Below are 15,186 nucleotides of genomic sequence, written 5' to 3'. Positions count from 1 at the left end.
AAGCTTATCCGCCCGGCCCGATACGTGTTCTTGTCGGAGCAGAAGGCCTACAGCGCCCCGAAGGCGACGATGCAGTTCTGCCCGCCGAAGCCGAACGCATTCGCCAGGGCGAACTTCACCGGCTTCTCCCGGGCGACCCGCGGCACGTAGTCGAGCGTGCAATCCGGGTCCGGGGTCGTGTAGTTGATGGTGGGCGGGATGATGCCGGTTCGGACCGACAGGGCGCAGAGCAGGCCGGAGAGGGCACCCGCGGCGCCGATCATGTGGCCGGTCATCGACTTGGGGGCGGTGACGGCGATGGAATCGGCAGCGTGCCCGAGTGCCTGGCGTATCGCCGAGGTCTCGGCCCGGTCGTTGGCTTGGGTGGACGTGCCGTGGGCGCAGATCATGTCGATGTCGCTCGGGTTCAACTTCGACTTGATGAGTGCGCGGGTCATGGCCAGGCTCGCGAACTTGCCGGTGGGTTCGGGCGCGACGATGCTGTGGCCGTCGCTGGTGAGGGCGCCGCCCAGCACCTCCGCGTAGATCTGGGCGCCGCGGGCTCGGGCGTGGGAGAGCAGCTCCATCACGAAGATGACCGCTCCCTCACCGAAGACGAGTCCGTTGCGGTCGGCGTCGAACGGCCGAGAGGCCTCGGCCGGGGAATCGTTGTTCTTGGAGGCCGCGTGCATGGCGTTCAGGCCCGCGAACATGACGGGCGTGATCGCAGCCTCGACCCCGCCGGCGATGACGACGTCGGCGTCACCCATGACGAGCATGGTGCGTGCCTCGAGGAGTGCGTAGGCCCCGCTGGCGCAGGCAAGGGCACTCGCGTTGACCGGTCCGTGGACGCCGAGGTCGATCGCGATCTCGCAGGCGGCCATGTTCAACAGGGCGGAGGGCACGAAGCGCGGCGGGATGCGCCGGGAGTCGCCGGAGTTGACGAGCTCGGTGGCTTCCTGGATCTCCGCGAAGCCGCTCACGGCGCTGTTGACGACGACCGCCGTGTCGATGCCTTCCATGGAGGCGCCGAAACCGGCGTCAGCCACCGCCTCGCGGGCTGCGGCGATCGCGAGCTGCGAGGCTCGGGATGCGCGCTTAACCTGCTTCACGGTCATCCGCTCGGCCGGAATGAAGTTCTTCACCTCGCCGGCGATCTGCGTCGGCAGACCGGCGGGATCGAATTGGGTGATCCGGGCTACGCCGCTGCGGCCGCCGGTGAGACCCGACCACGTGTCGCGCCAATTGTTGCCCAGGGGCGTCAAGGCGCCCAGCCCGGTGATTACGACTCGATCATTCACGGCGATCATCTCCTCAAACAACGAATGTGACGTCATTCTGTTGCGGCGTCCGTCGGTTGGCGGGAGCCATATTCCGAGTGTAGTTACGGCCATATTCCCCGAATGGAACGTGCTGACGCTACCGGGGCGAGACTGGGAACATGCCGTCAATCTTCCTGTCCGAGAGGTGATCTCCGGCCGCGCCGGACCGGGTGCCGCGCGTACACGGGTGGGGGTCAGGGATTCCGACTAGGCTCAACTGTCGTGACGGATGCACCGATTGGAATCTTTGATTCCGGAGTGGGCGGCCTGACTGTCGCCCGGGCAATCAAGGATCAACTGCCGAATGAATCGATCCTCTATATCGGAGACACTGCGCATTCTCCGTATGGCCCGAAGAGGATCGCGGATGTGCGCGGTTTCGCCCTTGACGTTCTCGACGACCTGATTGCCCAAGATGTGAAGATGCTGGTCATCGCCTGCAATACTGCTTCGGCCGCGATGCTCCGGGATGCCCGTGAGCGCTACAGCGTTCCCGTGGTCGAGGTCATCCAACCGGCTGTGCGCCGTGCCGTGCGCACCACCCGCAACAACCGGGTCGGCGTGATCGGAACACTGGGCACAGTCAAATCGCGCGCCTACGACGACGCGTTCGCCGCGGCCACCGACATCCAGCTCCTGACGCAGGCCTGCCCACGGTTCGTCGAATTCGTCGAGGCGGGAATCACCACGGGCGACGAACTACTGTCGGTCGCCGAAGGCTATCTCGCCCCGCTGCGGGCCGCGGAAGTCGACACGCTCGTTCTCGGATGCACGCACTACCCCTTCCTGCGCGGTGCCATCTCCTACGTGATGGGGGACACCGTGACCCTCGTCTCCAGCGACACTGAGACGGCCAACGACGTGTACCGGCTGCTGGTGAGCCAGGGCCTGGAACGCACCGAGCAGGCGCCGCCCAGCTACCGGTACGAGGCTACCGGCGACAGCGCCGACGATTTTCTGCACCTGGCTCACCGGCTGATCGGGCCGGAAATCGGTCGTGTCGACCTGGTCGAGACCGGGTCCTTCAGTTTGAGCGAGCTTGCCGAGTTCGCCGCATCGCATCCCAACCCCAAGGAGACCCCGTGACCGACACCGTGCGCGTAGACGGACGAACGAACGACCAGCTGCGCCCCGTCACGATCGAGCGCGGTTGGAGCGACCAGGCCGAAGGGTCGGCCCTGATCTCGTTCGGGCGCACCAAGGTGCTCTGCACGGCCTCGTTCACCAACGGCGTACCCCGCTGGATGGCCGGCAAGGGCAAGGGCTGGGTCACGGCCGAGTACTCCATGCTGCCGCGCTCCACCGACTCTCGAATGGACCGCGAATCGGTCAGGGGCCGCATCGGCGGGCGCACCCACGAGATCAGCCGCCTGGTCGGACGCAGCCTGCGCGCCGTGGTCGACATGAAAGCACTCGGCGAGAACACCATTGTGCTGGACTGCGACGTGCTCCAGGCCGATGGCGGCACCCGCACCGCGGCTATCACGGGAGCCTACGTGGCTCTGGCCGACGCCCTCGAGTGGGGCAGGGAGAAGAAGTTCCTCAGCCAGAAGGCCCAGCCTCTGATCGACAGCGTCGCGGCCATCTCCGTGGGCATCGTGGGCGGTGAGTCCATGCTCGACCTTGCCTACACCGAAGACTCCCGGGCCGAGACCGACATGAACGTGGTCGTAACCGGCCGCGGCCTTTTCGTGGAGGTGCAGGGCACGGCCGAGGCCGCGCCGTTCGACCGCACCGAACTTAATTCTCTGCTCGACCTGGCGCTGGCCGGGACGATCTCCCTGACCGAGTTCCAGACGACGGCGCTGGGGCGCTAGGGCCGTGCAGGTCGTTCTCGCCACCCACAACCAGCACAAGGTCGAGGAGCTGCGGCGCATCCTCGCCCCCCGGCTCCCCGACCTCGACGTGCTGGCCTACGACGGCCCCGAGCCGGTCGAAGACGGCGTCACCTTCGCCGAGAACGCTCTGATCAAGGCGCGCGCCGCCGCCGCGCACACCGGTCTGCCGGCCATCGCCGACGACTCCGGCATCTGCGTGAACGTCCTCGGCGGTTCGCCCGGCATCTTCTCGGCACGCTGGGCCGGGCCCGCCCGGGACTCCGACCAGAACCTGCAGCTGCTGCTCTGGCAGTTGGGCGATGTGGCCGCCGAGCACCGTGGCGGACACTTCACCTGCGTCGCCGCGCTGGCCATGCCCGACGGCACGGAGTGGCACGTGACCGGGGAATGGCTCGGGCAGATCCTGACCGAGCCGAGCGGCGCCGGCGGCTTCGGCTATGACCCGATCTTCCTGCCCGACGGCTATGCGATCTCCGCCGCCGAGCTGACCCCGAACGTGAAGAACGAGCACAGCCACCGGGCGAGGGCCTTCGGCAAGCTGATTCCGGTGCTGGAGACGCTGCTGGAAGCCTGACTGGCGCATCCGTCTCGACTGCTGAGAACGGCACTCATTCCGAACTGACGGCTGAACTGGCGGCCGGGTGCCCGCGGCCCTAGCGTGGAGGCATGGGCCATGATCACGCGCACACCTCGCAGACGAACCGTGCGCGTCTGTCGGTGGCGATCGGGATTGTCGCCGCGGTGCTCGTGGTGGAGGTCGTCGGCGCCTGGCTGACCGGTTCCCTGGCCCTGCTGGCGGATGCCGGCCACATGTTCTCCGACCTCGCGGGTCTGATCATCGCTCTGACGGCCACCGTGGTGGCCGCGCGGCCGGCTACCGACCGGCAGACGTTCGGTTACCAACGGGCCGAGGTGTTCGGTGCCCTGCTGAACGGGCTCATCCTGGTGGGGGTTGCCATCGCCGTCGTGATCGGCGCCGTCGGCCGACTGGTCGACGCCGGCGGCAGCGAGGTGCGGGCAACTCCCATGCTGGTCGTGGCCGTGATCGGCCTCTTGGCCAACGTTGCGGCCCTGCTCCTGCTGCGCCCGGCGGCCGAGTCGTCGATCAATATGCGCGGCGCTTACCTCGAGGTGCTCGGGGACACCCTGGGCTCAGTGGCGGTCATCGCCGCGGCCGGGGTCATCCTGGTGACGGGCTTTGTACAGGCCGATGCGATCGCGTCGCTGGTCATCGCCGGCATGATCGCGCCCCGAGCCCTCGTGCTGCTGCGCGACGTGGTGCGGGTGCTGAGCGAATCGGTGCCGGCCGCAACGGATGTCGCAGAGATCCGACGGCACCTGCTGGAAACGAACGGCGTGGTGGCGGTGCACGATGTGCACGTGTGGATGATCACCTCCGGAGCCCACGTCTTCAGTGCCCACGTCGTGGTCGAACCTGTGGTGCTCGGCTCGGGTGGCTCCGGCGCACTTCTCGATGAGCTTTCCGCGTGTCTGGCCGACCATTTCGATGTGGACCACTCGACGTTCCAGCTCGAGCCGGCCGAGCACGCGGCGCACGAGGAGAACCCGCACCGGTAGCGTGACCCGCCGGGAGCAGCCCGGACTGTGTTGAGCCCGGACTGTGTTGAGTCCGACTGCGTTGAGCTCAGAGGTCGTGCTTGTGCTCGTCGTGCGTGTGCTCGTCGTGCGTGTGCTTGTGGATGTCCTCGAAGGCGTCGGCGTCGAGGACGAGGCTTCCGGTTTGGATGGTCCGTCCGGTGCGTGCGTCCCGGCGGGCTCTGGACGCGGACTGTAGGTAGTGGAAAACGGTGGGGATGAGCGTGATGAAGACCGCGGCCAGCAAAATGATGTCGATGTAGTTCTGAACGAAATCTGCGACTGGCGGGATGTAGCCCAGGAAGAAGCCGAAGTAGGTGAGGCCGGTGCCCCAGAGGAGGGCGCCGATCAGGTTGTACAGCGAGTATTTGCGGTAGTCCATGTGGCCGACGCCGGCCGCGACCGGGGCGAAGGTGCGCACGATCGGCACGAAGCGGGCCACGATGACGGCCACGCCGCCGAAGCGAACGAAGAACGCGTTCGTGCGCTCGACGTTCTTGATGCTGAACAGACCGGATTCTTTGCGCTCGAAGACCCTGGGCCCGAACTTGTGCCCGATCAGATAGCCGACTTCTCCGCCGAAAAAGGCCGAGAATCCGATGGCCAGGGCCACCCACCAGATGTCGATCTGGATGACCCCGGCAAAGGTCAGCAGGCCGGTGATGACCAGCAGGGTGTCGCCGGGAAGCAAAAACCCCACCAGCAGGCCGGTCTCGGCGAAGACGATTGCACAGACGCCCAAGAGGGCCCAGGGCCCGAACCCGTTGATCAGGACTTCCGGGTCGAGCCAGGGGATGACTGCCGTGGGAAGCAGGGCTGTATGAATCACTAAGAAACTCCTGTGGGCGTCGGTCAGATCGGCCGGGCGGCGGGATCACTGTGTGCTCTGATATAGGCTAACGCGGTTTTCCGACAGTGCGCCGTGGGCTCGCAGTGGGTCAGGGGGCCTGGACCACTGTCGGGTCGTCGAGGAGCGCGCTGCGGGCATCCAGCCGGTTCTGGGCGCGATCCATCAGCAGGGTGCGCATGCCGAAGACGATTGAGGCGGTGATGAAGACCCCGGCGATGACATAGGCGGTGCTCTTCACGCCGGGGATGGCGGCCGCGTAGTAGCCGGTCAGGGTAAGACCCACGCCCCAGGCCAGGGCTCCGACCAGATTGCTGGTCAGGAACGTGTAGTAGTTCATGCGGCCGACGCCGGCGATCACGGGCACGAAGACGCGGCCCCATGGCATGAACCGGGCGATGACCACCGACCACCAGCCGTACTTGCGGTAGAAGGTCTCCGTCTTGGCGATGGCCGTGCGGGTGTGGCGGCCGCCGTGGCGGTCCAGGTAGGAGCGGCCGAAGTGGCGCCCGAGCAGGAAACCGACCTGGTCACCCAGGAACGCGGCGATGCCGGTTCCGACGGCCAGAACGGCGATGCTCAGGCTCGGTGTGGATGCAGCCACCAGGCCGGAGCCGAAAAGCAGGGAGTCGCCGGTGATGAACGGGATGAAGACCCCGAGGAACACCGCCGTTCCGGCGAAGACAAGGGCCCAAACGAGCAGGTAGAACAGCACGACGCTGGTACTCTCCAGCAGTTCGTTCAATTGGCCGTCCAGGGCCGAGATGTGACTCATGTGCGGGAGAGGGGACTTGAACCCCCACGCTCGAAAGCACAGGAACCTAAATCCTGCGTGTCTGCCAATTTCACCACTCCCGCGAAGTGCGCTTCCAGTGTACTTCGCGGGAGAGCCCCGCCCGTGAGCGTTGGCCACCTCTGTGGACCGGGCACCGGGGCCACCGCACTGCCGCATCGCCGCACGGGTCGGCCAGATCGGCACGTCTCCGGGCGCGTGGCTGTGGATAAGTCGGGCGTGGTCGGCGAGTGATGGGCGATCATGCAGGAATGAGCGAAGCCGTGCGCATCATCACCGAGCAGGTTCGCACTCGGGTGCGTCGCGACGGCGTCGACCTGGCGTCGAACTCCGGGCTCGCCGAGCAGTACGTGCGCGACGAGGTGCAGCGCTACGCCGAGCGGGCGCTCGGCAACTCCCTGCCGCTGATCGCCGACGAGCGCCAGGCGGCGCGCGAGGTCGTGGCCTCACTGACCGGGTTCGGGGCGCTGCAACCGTTCCTCGACGATCCCGGCATCGAGGAAATCTGGATCAACGCGCCCAGCCGGGTGTTCGTGGCCCGCGACGGGGTGCCCGAGCTGACCACCATGGTGCTCACCGCGCGGGAGGTGCGCGACCTGGTCGAGCGGATGCTGCAGGCCTCCGGCCGCCGCGTCGACCTCTCCTCCCCGTTCGTCGATGCCTCTCTGCCCGACGGGTCGCGGTTACACGTGGTCATCCCGGATATCACGCGCCAGCACTGGGCGGTCAATATTCGCAAGTTCACCCGGCGCATCCGCGACCTGAACCAGTTGGTCGGGCTCGGGTCGCTCACGCAGCAATCGTCCGAGTTTCTGCGCATGTGCGTGCTGGCCGGGCAGAACATCCTCGTCTCCGGTGCCACCCAGACCGGCAAGACCACCATGCTCAACGCCCTGCTCTCGGCCACGCGCAAGAACGAGCGCATCGTGACGGTGGAGGAGACGTTCGAACTCGACCTGGCCGCGCGCGACGTCGTGGCGATGCAGTGCCGCCAGCCGAGCCTCGAGGGAACCGGGGAGATCACCCTGCGCCGCCTGATCAAGGAGTCGCTGCGGATGCGCCCCGACCGGCTGATCGTCGGCGAGGTGCGCGAAGCCGAGAGTCTCGACCTGCTCATCGCCCTGAACAGCGGGCTGCCGGGCATGTGTTCGATCCATGCCAACAGTGCCCGGGATGCGCTCGGCAAACTGTCCACGCTGCCGCTTCTGGCGGGCCGCAACATCGACTCCTCGTTCGTGCTGCCGACCGTAGCCGGCTGCATCGACATCGTCGTGCACTGCGAGATCGACCGGCACGGACGGCGCCGGGTGACGGAGATCCTTGCGCCGAGCGGCCAACTGTCAGGGGCGATGATCGAGGCCAGCCCGATCTTCCTGGCCCAGCGGGGCGCCCTTGAGCCGACCGGGGGGTATCCGACGAAGCTGGCCAAGTTCCACGCGGCCGGACTCGACCCGGCCATCGTGCTGCGGGCCGGGGCCGTATGACGCTCGCACTCGGGGCTCTGCTCGGCACCGGGCTGCTCCTGGTCGCCGCGCCGTTCCTCTGGCCGCGCACCAGGGGCAAGGCCCGGTCCCGCACGCCGGGACGGCTGCGGGCGAACCTCGCCCAGGCCGGACTCGGCAGCCTGCCGCTGCCGGCCTTCGTCGCCCTCTCGGTGGTGCTGGGGCTGGCGGTGTCGGCGCTGAGCCAGGCCCTCCTGGGCATCGCTGCCCTGTCGATCGTCACCGCGCTCGCCGGGCTGTCGCTGCCGACGCTGATGGTCGTCTGGCGGGTGCGCGCCCGGCGGCGGGCGAACCGCGCCGTCTGGCCCGACGTCGTTGACCACCTGGTGTCAGCGGTGCGGTCGGGCCTGGCCCTGCCGGACAGCGTCGGCAGCCTGGCAGGGGCTGGCCCGCTGTCGACGCGGCCCGCCTTCGCCGAGTTCGCCCGGGAATATCAAGCGACCGGCAACTTCGGTTCCGCCGTCGACGGGCTCAAGGTCTCCCTGGGTGACCCGGTGGCCGACCGCATCCTGGAGACGCTGCGCATGGCCCGGGAGGTAGGCGGCAGCGACCTCACGGTCGTGCTGCGCAGCCTCGCGGCCTGGCTCCGGCAGGATGCCGCCATCCGCTCGGAGGTCGAGGCGCGCCAGTCCTGGATCGTCAACGCGGCGCGGCTGGGCGTGGCCGCGCCCTGGATCGTGCTGCTGCTCCTGGCCTCCCGGCCGGAGGCGGCGGTTGCCTACAACACCTCCGCCGGTGTCGTCGTGATCGTCGGCGGCCTCGGCGTCTCCGTGGTTGCCTACCGCCTGATGGTGGCGCTGGGACGGCTGCCCGAGGAACGCCGGTGGTTCAAATGAGCGCCGCGCAGGCCTGGGCGCTGTTCTGCGGCACCGCGTTGGGCGTGGGGCTCTGGTCGCTCGCCAGCTTGGTGCCTCGGCTGAGTCGGCCGCGCCTCGCGCAGAGGCTGGCGCCGTACATCCTCGACGTGTCGGCGGAGGCGCGGCTATTCGTGGGGCGCACGACGGTGCATCCGTTGCCGGTGCTCGGCACCCTGTTCGCGCCCGTGTTCGGCGCCCTCAAACGAGCGTTCGGCGCCGTTCTCGGCGGCACGGAGACGATCGCCCGACGGCTCCGGCAGTCGGGGTCGGTCCGCGGCACCGACGAGTATCGATCGGAGCAGGTGGTGTGGGCGCTCGCTGGACTCTTCGTCGGGGCAGGTGCGGTGGTTGCCCTGCCGGCGTTTCGGTCGATGCCGGTGCTGGTGCAGGTCGTTCTGTCGGTGGTCGCCGCGGCGGGCGGCGCGCTGGCCCGCGATTGGATGCTCGGCCGCGCCGCCACCGCCCGCCTCGCGCGCATGCAGAGCGAGTTTCCGACCGTCCTCGAGTTCATGACGCTGTCTCTGTCGGCGGGGGAGGGCATCCTGGATGCGCTCGCCCGGGTCTCGCGCACGAGCACGGGCGAATTGTCGCGGGAGCTGGCGGGGGTGGTGGCGGATGTGCGCACCGGGGTGCCGCTCGCCACCGCCCTGCACGCGTTGTCACGTCGGATCGCGCTGCCTGCGGTGACCCGGCTGGTCGATCAGGTCACGGGTGCGCTCGACCGGGGAACCCCGCTCGCGGAGGTGCTGCGCGCCCAGGCGCAGGATGCCCGCGACGAGGCCAAACGCGAACTGATCGAGGTGGCCGGCAAGAAAGAGGTGGCCATGCTCGTGCCGCTCGTTTTCCTGATTCTGCCCATGACGATCCTGTTCGCGATCTTCCCCGGCCTGTTCATCCTGCAGAGCGGATTCTGAACCACAGAACCACTGAACCACTGAACCACTGAACCACTGAACCACTGAACCACTGAACAACTGAACCACTGAACCACTGCCGCACGAGAGAACCACTGTCCCCACGAGAGAAAGTGAGTCAATCATGAAGACACTGCAGCGACGTGTGCGCGACCGTTGGAGCGATGCCGGGGGCGATGAACGAGGCGACGTTCCGGGATGGGTGCTCATCACCCTGATGACGGCCGGGCTGGTCATGATCATCTGGGGTCTGGCCGGTCCGGCGTTGAGCGGCGTGTTCCAACAGGCGATCGACCGGGTCAGCGGAATGTGACCGGCCGTGACGCGCACGCGGGGGAACCGAACCCGATCGCTCGGTGGTGAGGAGGGGTCGGCGGCCGCCGAATTCGTGATGGTCGGCGCACTGCTGACCGCGCTGACGCTCGGCGTCATGCAGCTGGGGCTGACCCTGCTCGTGCGCAACACCGTGCTTGACGCCGCCGCCGAGGGAGCCCGGTACGCCGCGCTCGCCGACAGCGGGCTGGGTGAGGGTGCGGCACGCACCCGCGAGCTGATCACGACGTCGATCGGGCCCGCGTATGCAACCGATGTGGAGGCCAGCTATGGGGACTATGGCGGGTTCCCGAGCGTGCAGGTGCGCGTCGTGGCGCCGCTGCCGCTGCTGGCCCTGTTCGGCGTCGATCGCGGGCTGGAGGTGGTCGGACATGCGGCGGTCGAGACCCTGCGGTAGTGGGGGCCGAGTCAGCCGTTGGCGTGTGTGGTCGGCGAACGGAGAGCAGGGTTCGGCCTCGCTGGAGTTCATCACGGCCGGCCTGATCCTGCTGGCGCCGCTCGTCTACCTGGTGTTGGCGATGGCGGCGCTGCAGGGCGGCGCCCTCGCCGTGGAGGGAGCAGCCCGCCAGGCCGCACGCGTCTACGTCCAGGCGCCCGATGAGGCCGCGGCGAACGCCCGCGCCGAGCGGGCCGTGCAGTTCGGGCTCACGGACTACGGCATCGACCCTGCGGGTGCCGAGGTAAACGTGGCCTGCGAGGCCGGTGTGAACGGATGCCTGACCCGGCAGAGCACAGTCACGGTCACCGTGCGCATCCGGGTGGCCTTGCCGCTGCTGCCGGACCTCCTCTCACTGCGCGAGTCGGCCAGTGTTCCCCTGGAGGCCCAGGCCACGCAGACGGTGTCCCGCTTCTGGCGGGCCGGATGAGCGGCGGCAGAGGCTCGGCGGTCGCCTGCGCGGCAGCGCTCGCGGGCACGCCATCGGGATCGCGGGCGGCGCGGTGGCGGCGCCGGCTGCCGATCCGGCCCGGAGGCGAGAAGGGATCGACGCTCATCCTCACGATCTTCTACGGCTTCCTCGCCCTGCTGCTGATCCTCGTCGTCGTGGCCGCGACCTCTCTGTACCTGGAGCGCAAACGCCTGCTGACCCTCGCGGACGGCGCTGCGCTCGCCGGGGCCGAGGCGTTCGACCTGGGCGCGATGGCCGTCACGGTCGACGGCTCGGGCGCGGAGTTGCGACCCTCCCTGTCGTCTGCTGGAGTACGGACGGCCGTGGAAGAGTTTCTCGCAGCCACCCCGGATGGCCGGATGGAGGGACTGAGGGTGAGCGGTGCGGCATCCGTCGACGGGCAAAGCGCCACGGTTTCACTGAGTGCCTATTGGCGTCCGCCGGTGCTGGCCGTGCTGCTGCCGGCCGGGGTGCCGCTGGAGGTCACGGCGGTGGCGCGCTCGGTGTTCCGCTAGCGTTAGCGAAACGCGCCTGACCCGGCGCAGGGGAGGAGAACCGTGACGGCCGAGCGCGACCGCCTGACCGGTGCCGGCGCCCAGGTCGTGACCGAGGTGAGCATCAACTTCGGGTCGTCCCTCGCCGGTCTGGCCATTCCGCTCGTCGGCTCGCCCGTCGTCGTCGCAGTGCGGCAGCTGGTGATGGCCGCCACGGTGCTGCCCTTTTACCGGCCAAAACTGGCCGGCCTCAGCTGGCGTCGGCTGTGGCCGGCGCTGGCGCTCGGTGTCGTGCTCGCGGTGATGAACCTCACCTTCTACGAGGCTGTCGACCTGCTCGGGCTCGGCATCGCGGCCACGATCGAGTTCCTCGGTCCGTTTGCTCTGGCGCTGGCCTCGTCGCGCCGCCTGCTCGACTTCGTCTACGCCACCGCGGCGGCCGGTGGGGTGTTCCTGCTCACCTGGTCTGACGGGGCACTCAATCTGCTCGGCATCCTCTTCGCCCTGACCGCGGCGGCGTCATGGGCGGCCTACATTCTGCTGACCCGCAAGGTGGCCGTGACCTTCCCCGGGCTTGAGGGCATTTCCGTGGCCAGCGTCGTCAGCCTGACTTTGCTGGTGCCGTTCGCGCTGCTCACGGTCGACTGGCCGAGCCTCAATTGGGGCGTGATCGGGCTGCTGCTCGCCATCGGCGTGCTTTCGTCGGCGTTCCCGTACACGCTGGACACCTTCATCTTGCGCCGCATCACCCCGCGCCTCTACGCGATCATCACCAGCTTCGGCCCCGTGATCGCGGCGCTGTTCGGCGCGCTGGTACTGGGGGAGACCTTCCTGGTGCAGCAGCAGATCGCCATCCTTGTGGTGTGCGTGGCGGCCGGCGCGGCCATCGCCAGCCAGCGCGAAACGTCGAAATCCGAACTCGAGATCATCGCGGGCGCGATTCCCTGATCGGGCGCGATTCCCCGGCCGGGCGCGATTCTCCGATCGGGCGCGTGCGGGCATCCGTCGCCGGCTGCCCGGCGTTGAACCAATTCGACGGAGATATTGTCTCAAAGGCCTGTTTTCAGCGGGTCTGGGGCTGATTTCGGCAAAATCTCCGTCGAATTCGTTAGGGGCGGGCTATCTGCGCAGCGCCCGCGGCTCGGGGACTGACTCGGCTAGGTGACGATGATGCCGAGGTGTGCGGCGAAAACGGGCGCAAGCAGGCTGAGCTGGGCGTCATCGATGGTGGCGCCGCGCAGCCCCTCAAGCCCGTGGATGGCACTGAAGTCGCTCGAGCGTAGGTCGGCGTCCTTGAGGGTGGCACGGGTCACATCGAGGGTGCCGACGCGGCAGTCGCGCATCTCGAAGCGCTGCACGGTGGCGCTTCCGAGGTCGAGCTCCTCGATGATGCAGTTGGAGAGCAGCACATCGGTCAGCGTCGCCCCGCGCAGGTTCACGAAGTCGAGCTTGGACTCGTCGATGTGCACCGAGCGCAGGGTGGCCTCGTAGAGCTCGAGCGACCCGAGCCGGGAGTGCTCCACCCTGACGTCCCGCCAGCTCGAGCGGGGCGCGCAGAAGACGGCCGCGTGCAGCTCGCCGGCCACGCAGTCGGCGACGGATGCCCCGCGCAGCTGCGTGTCGCTGAGGGAGACTCCGCGCAGCTCGCACTCCTGGAGGCCGATGCCGGTCAGGTCCCGGCCGGACAGGTCGCATGCGCTGAAGCGCTCGGCCTCCCGGCTGTCACCGGCGCGGAGGTCGCTGCCGTCGGAGTCGGTCAGGCCGGCCAACACGATTCGGTCGATTCGGGGACCGCGGGTATTCGCGCGTGCCACCGTCAGGAGACGGGAGCAGCCGCGGCGGCAGTAGTAGTGGCGGGAGCGCCGGCAGCGGGAGCGGCGGGGGGAACCGCTTCCAGCACGAACACCGGGATGACCCGGTCGGTCTTTTTTTCGTAGTCGGCGTAGTCGGGGAACGCGGCCACGGCCCGCTCCCACCACGCAGCGCGTTCGGTGCCGGTGACCTCGCGGGCCAGCAGGTCCTGACGGCTGGGGCCATCCTGCAGCTCGATGAGAGGGTGGGCCACCACATTGCCGTACCAGACGGGGTTCTTCGGGCTGCCGCCGAGGGAGGCGATGGCGGCGTAGGCACCCTCGTGCTCCACGCGCATCAGCGGGGTCTTGCGCAGCTTGCCCGACTTGGCCCCGAGGGTGGTGAGCACGATGACGGGCATCCCGCGCAGGGTGGTGCCTTCCGTGCCTCCGGAGCTTTCGTACAGGTCGACCTGGTCGCGCACCCACTGCTGGGTGCCGGGCTCGTATTCTCCGATGAGGGGCATACGACCATTAAACGCCCTCGGTCGGACTCCCATTCCCCCGGATTCAGCGCGTTGGGGCCGAGGCAGCGTCAGGGACGCATGCGCGGCCGGCGAGGCGCGTAGCGGGGGATGTAGCGGCCCAGAATCACGGCGCCGAACAGTCCGAACACTCCCATCACGACGCTGGCAATCGAGATGGTGGCGACCGCGGTCAGGCCGGCCACGGCCAGGGGGGCGACGGCCCCGCCCAGGTCGGCGGTGAAGCGCCATGCGCCCAGGAACGGTGCCGGGCTGTTGTTTTTCGGGGCCAGGTCGGCGCCGAGCGTCATCAGGAGGCCACTGCCGATGCCGTTGGCGAGCGACAGGATCATGGCCACGGCGACGAACCACTCCACGTTGCCGGGCAAGTCGTGTGTGAACGCGAGAATGAGGTGCCCGGCACCCAGGCCGATCATCGACGGGATGGCGGTCCACAGGCGGCCGAAACGGTCCATGATCTGGCCACTGACGTAGAAGAGGGCGAAGTCGACCGCGCCGGCGATGCCGATGATGAGGGCGATGTCGGGGACGCTGATGCCGATGCTGACCGCCCAGAGCGGGAGCAGCACCGTGCGGGAGGCGCGCATCGCCCCGATCAGGCCCGCGCCCGTGCCAAGGCGCAGGAGCACAGCTCGGTGGCCCCAGATGGTGCGGAACAGCCCCTGGGATTCCTCGGCCGCGAGCTCCCGCCCGGCCGGCATGACAGATCCGTCGGGCGCCTTCACCAGTTGCGGGCCACCGAAAGTGCTCTCGGGATCGGGCAGCAGGAGCAGCATCGCGGCCGCGCCGAGGCAACAGACCACGAACACCCAGAACACCGACTCGGTGCTGTCGGTGAGGCTGAGCAGGGCGGCGGCGATGAACGGGCCGATGAACCAGCCGGCGCGGAAGATGCCGCCGAGGGTCGACAGCGCCCGGGCCCGGTAGGCCAGAGGCACGTAGCTGGTCATGAACGCGTGGCGGGCCAGGGCGAACACGGCGGTGGCCAGGCCGATCAGGAAGATGCCGATGCCCAGCACGAGCGGGTTGGGAGCGACGATGCAGATCAGGACGGCGATGATCGTGAGCAAGGATGCCCAGATCATGGCGTTGCGCTCCCCGATGAGGGAGACCACCCAGCCGCTGGGGATGTCCCCGGCCAGTTCACCCACCATAATCATGGCGGCGATGAACCCTGCGATCGCGAGTGTGGCACCCAGGTCGTTGGCCACGATCGGGATCAGCGGGATGATCGCGCCCTCGCCGATCGAGAACAGGAGGGTCGGCAGGAACGCGGCGAGTGCGACGGAACGCATCTGGAAGGGGCGGTCGGCGTTACTCATGGCTTGTCGATGTTATCCCCGGGCGGGTGTTGGTGTTTCGAGTCCGCACCCTTACGGCAGCTTCGACCCGAACGAATTCGACGGAGATTCTGGCTCTCCTGCTGCTTCTGTGGGTTAATCCCGGCCGGGGAGCACTGGTTTGTGGCCGCCGAGGCTGAGCATGGCGA

The 15,186-nt window shown here is 68.3% G+C and carries 18 protein-coding genes and 1 tRNA gene; 12 read left to right on the top strand and 7 right to left on the bottom strand.

What is annotated here, in order from left to right:
• Window positions 1-47 precede the first annotated feature (47 nt).
• Window positions 48-1,280: a beta-ketoacyl synthase gene (locus CXY79_RS05885; protein WP_198411977.1), complete on the bottom strand. Its 1,233-nt coding sequence runs from the start codon at window positions 1,278-1,280 to the stop codon at window positions 48-50.
• Window positions 1,281-1,523: 243 nt separating this feature from the next.
• Between CXY79_RS05885 and murI the strand changes: the two genes are divergently transcribed.
• The 4 genes from murI (at window position 1,524) to CXY79_RS05865 (ending at window position 4,717) form a co-directional block, all read left to right on the top strand.
• The gene (gene murI / locus CXY79_RS05880; RefSeq protein ID WP_104100215.1) at window positions 1,524-2,387 is read left to right on the top strand and encodes a glutamate racemase; all 864 of its coding nucleotides are present in this window, start codon (window positions 1,524-1,526) and stop codon (window positions 2,385-2,387) included.
• Window positions 2,384-3,118 (top strand): ribonuclease PH, encoded by a 735-nt coding sequence (gene rph, locus CXY79_RS05875; RefSeq protein ID WP_104100214.1) that lies wholly within the window; start codon window positions 2,384-2,386, stop codon window positions 3,116-3,118. The genes murI and rph overlap by 4 nt, the downstream gene beginning before the upstream one ends.
• Window positions 3,119-3,122: 4 nt before the next feature.
• Window positions 3,123-3,713: an RdgB/HAM1 family non-canonical purine NTP pyrophosphatase gene (gene rdgB / locus CXY79_RS05870; RefSeq protein ID WP_104100213.1), complete on the top strand. Its 591-nt coding sequence runs from the start codon at window positions 3,123-3,125 to the stop codon at window positions 3,711-3,713.
• 92 nt (window positions 3,714-3,805) lie between these two features.
• Window positions 3,806-4,717: a cation diffusion facilitator family transporter gene (locus CXY79_RS05865; RefSeq protein WP_104100212.1), complete on the top strand. Its 912-nt coding sequence runs from the start codon at window positions 3,806-3,808 to the stop codon at window positions 4,715-4,717.
• A gap of 67 nt (window positions 4,718-4,784) precedes the next feature.
• Here CXY79_RS05865 and CXY79_RS05860 read toward each other — a convergent pair whose 3' ends face one another.
• The 3 genes from CXY79_RS05860 to CXY79_RS05850 form a co-directional block, all read right to left on the bottom strand.
• Window positions 4,785-5,564, bottom strand: coding sequence for a DedA family protein (locus CXY79_RS05860; protein WP_369827944.1), 780 nt, complete (start codon window positions 5,562-5,564; stop codon window positions 4,785-4,787).
• A gap of 109 nt (window positions 5,565-5,673) precedes the next feature.
• Window positions 5,674-6,357, bottom strand: coding sequence for a DedA family protein (locus tag CXY79_RS05855; RefSeq protein ID WP_104100211.1), 684 nt, complete (start codon window positions 6,355-6,357; stop codon window positions 5,674-5,676).
• A gap of 1 nt (window position 6,358) precedes the next feature.
• Window positions 6,359-6,440 (bottom strand) — tRNA-Leu (locus tag CXY79_RS05850).
• A 186-nt stretch (window positions 6,441-6,626) separates the two neighbouring features.
• Here CXY79_RS05850 and CXY79_RS05845 point away from each other — a divergent pair.
• The 8 genes from CXY79_RS05845 (at window position 6,627) to CXY79_RS05810 (ending at window position 12,310) form a co-directional block, all read left to right on the top strand.
• Window positions 6,627-7,859 carry a CpaF family protein gene (locus CXY79_RS05845; protein WP_104100210.1) on the top strand — a complete coding sequence of 411 codons (1,233 nt, stop codon included), beginning with the start codon at window positions 6,627-6,629 and terminating at the stop codon, window positions 7,857-7,859.
• The gene (locus tag CXY79_RS05840; RefSeq protein ID WP_104100209.1) at window positions 7,856-8,713 is read left to right on the top strand and encodes a type II secretion system F family protein; all 858 of its coding nucleotides are present in this window, start codon (window positions 7,856-7,858) and stop codon (window positions 8,711-8,713) included. The genes CXY79_RS05845 and CXY79_RS05840 overlap by 4 nt, the downstream gene beginning before the upstream one ends.
• The gene (locus CXY79_RS05835) at window positions 8,710-9,648 is read left to right on the top strand and encodes a type II secretion system F family protein (RefSeq protein ID WP_104100208.1); all 939 of its coding nucleotides are present in this window, start codon (window positions 8,710-8,712) and stop codon (window positions 9,646-9,648) included. The genes CXY79_RS05840 and CXY79_RS05835 overlap by 4 nt, the downstream gene beginning before the upstream one ends.
• Before the next feature lie 124 nt (window positions 9,649-9,772).
• A complete protein-coding gene (locus tag CXY79_RS05830; protein WP_104100207.1) occupies window positions 9,773-9,961 on the top strand; it encodes a hypothetical protein in 189 nt (62 codons plus the stop codon).
• A gap of 6 nt (window positions 9,962-9,967) precedes the next feature.
• Window positions 9,968-10,378, top strand: a complete 411-nt coding sequence (locus CXY79_RS05825) for a TadE family protein (RefSeq protein WP_233191293.1) — start codon at window positions 9,968-9,970, stop codon at window positions 10,376-10,378.
• A gap of 25 nt (window positions 10,379-10,403) precedes the next feature.
• Window positions 10,404-10,847, top strand: a complete 444-nt coding sequence (locus CXY79_RS05820; protein ID WP_104100206.1) for a hypothetical protein — start codon at window positions 10,404-10,406, stop codon at window positions 10,845-10,847.
• A complete protein-coding gene (locus tag CXY79_RS05815) occupies window positions 10,844-11,383 on the top strand; it encodes a pilus assembly protein TadG-related protein (protein ID WP_104100205.1) in 540 nt (179 codons plus the stop codon). The genes CXY79_RS05820 and CXY79_RS05815 overlap by 4 nt, the downstream gene beginning before the upstream one ends.
• A 42-nt stretch (window positions 11,384-11,425) precedes the next feature.
• Window positions 11,426-12,310: a DMT family transporter gene (locus tag CXY79_RS05810; protein ID WP_104100204.1), complete on the top strand. Its 885-nt coding sequence runs from the start codon at window positions 11,426-11,428 to the stop codon at window positions 12,308-12,310.
• A gap of 209 nt (window positions 12,311-12,519) precedes the next feature.
• On the opposite strand, the gene CXY79_RS05805 is transcribed toward CXY79_RS05810, so the two are convergent.
• The 3 genes from CXY79_RS05805 to CXY79_RS05795 form a co-directional block, all read right to left on the bottom strand.
• Window positions 12,520-13,176, bottom strand: coding sequence for a pentapeptide repeat-containing protein (locus tag CXY79_RS05805; protein WP_233191292.1), 657 nt, complete (start codon window positions 13,174-13,176; stop codon window positions 12,520-12,522).
• A 2-nt stretch (window positions 13,177-13,178) separates the two neighbouring features.
• The gene (locus CXY79_RS05800) at window positions 13,179-13,679 is read right to left on the bottom strand and encodes a nitroreductase family deazaflavin-dependent oxidoreductase (RefSeq protein WP_104100203.1); all 501 of its coding nucleotides are present in this window, start codon (window positions 13,677-13,679) and stop codon (window positions 13,179-13,181) included.
• A 68-nt stretch (window positions 13,680-13,747) separates the two neighbouring features.
• Window positions 13,748-15,019: an MFS transporter gene (locus CXY79_RS05795; RefSeq protein ID WP_104100202.1), complete on the bottom strand. Its 1,272-nt coding sequence runs from the start codon at window positions 15,017-15,019 to the stop codon at window positions 13,748-13,750.
• Window positions 15,020-15,186: the final 167 nt, after the last annotated feature.

It is taken from the genome of Cryobacterium sp. M96, from assembly GCF_002929845.1.
Taxonomy (GTDB): Bacteria; Actinomycetota; Actinomycetes; order Actinomycetales; family Microbacteriaceae; genus Cryobacterium; species Cryobacterium sandaracinum.
Note: the sequence above shows the minus strand (reverse complement) of the source record. Positions and strands in the feature narration are given on the sequence as shown.

Coding starts and splice junctions, on each gene's coding strand:
- CXY79_RS05855 (WP_104100211.1), bottom strand. CDS start 6,357: ATGAGTCACATCTCGGCCCTGGACGGCCAATTGAACGAACTGCTGGAG.
- CXY79_RS05865 (WP_104100212.1), top strand. CDS start 3,806: ATGGGCCATGATCACGCGCACACCTCGCAGACGAACCGTGCGCGTCTG.
- CXY79_RS05845 (WP_104100210.1), top strand. CDS start 6,627: ATGAGCGAAGCCGTGCGCATCATCACCGAGCAGGTTCGCACTCGGGTG.
- CXY79_RS05815 (WP_104100205.1), top strand. CDS start 10,844: ATGAGCGGCGGCAGAGGCTCGGCGGTCGCCTGCGCGGCAGCGCTCGCG.
- CXY79_RS05830 (WP_104100207.1), top strand. CDS start 9,773: ATGAAGACACTGCAGCGACGTGTGCGCGACCGTTGGAGCGATGCCGGG.
- CXY79_RS05835 (WP_104100208.1), top strand. CDS start 8,710: ATGAGCGCCGCGCAGGCCTGGGCGCTGTTCTGCGGCACCGCGTTGGGC.
- CXY79_RS05800 (WP_104100203.1), bottom strand. CDS start 13,679: ATGCCCCTCATCGGAGAATACGAGCCCGGCACCCAGCAGTGGGTGCGC.
- CXY79_RS05795 (WP_104100202.1), bottom strand. CDS start 15,019: ATGAGTAACGCCGACCGCCCCTTCCAGATGCGTTCCGTCGCACTCGCC.
- CXY79_RS05840 (WP_104100209.1), top strand. CDS start 7,856: ATGACGCTCGCACTCGGGGCTCTGCTCGGCACCGGGCTGCTCCTGGTC.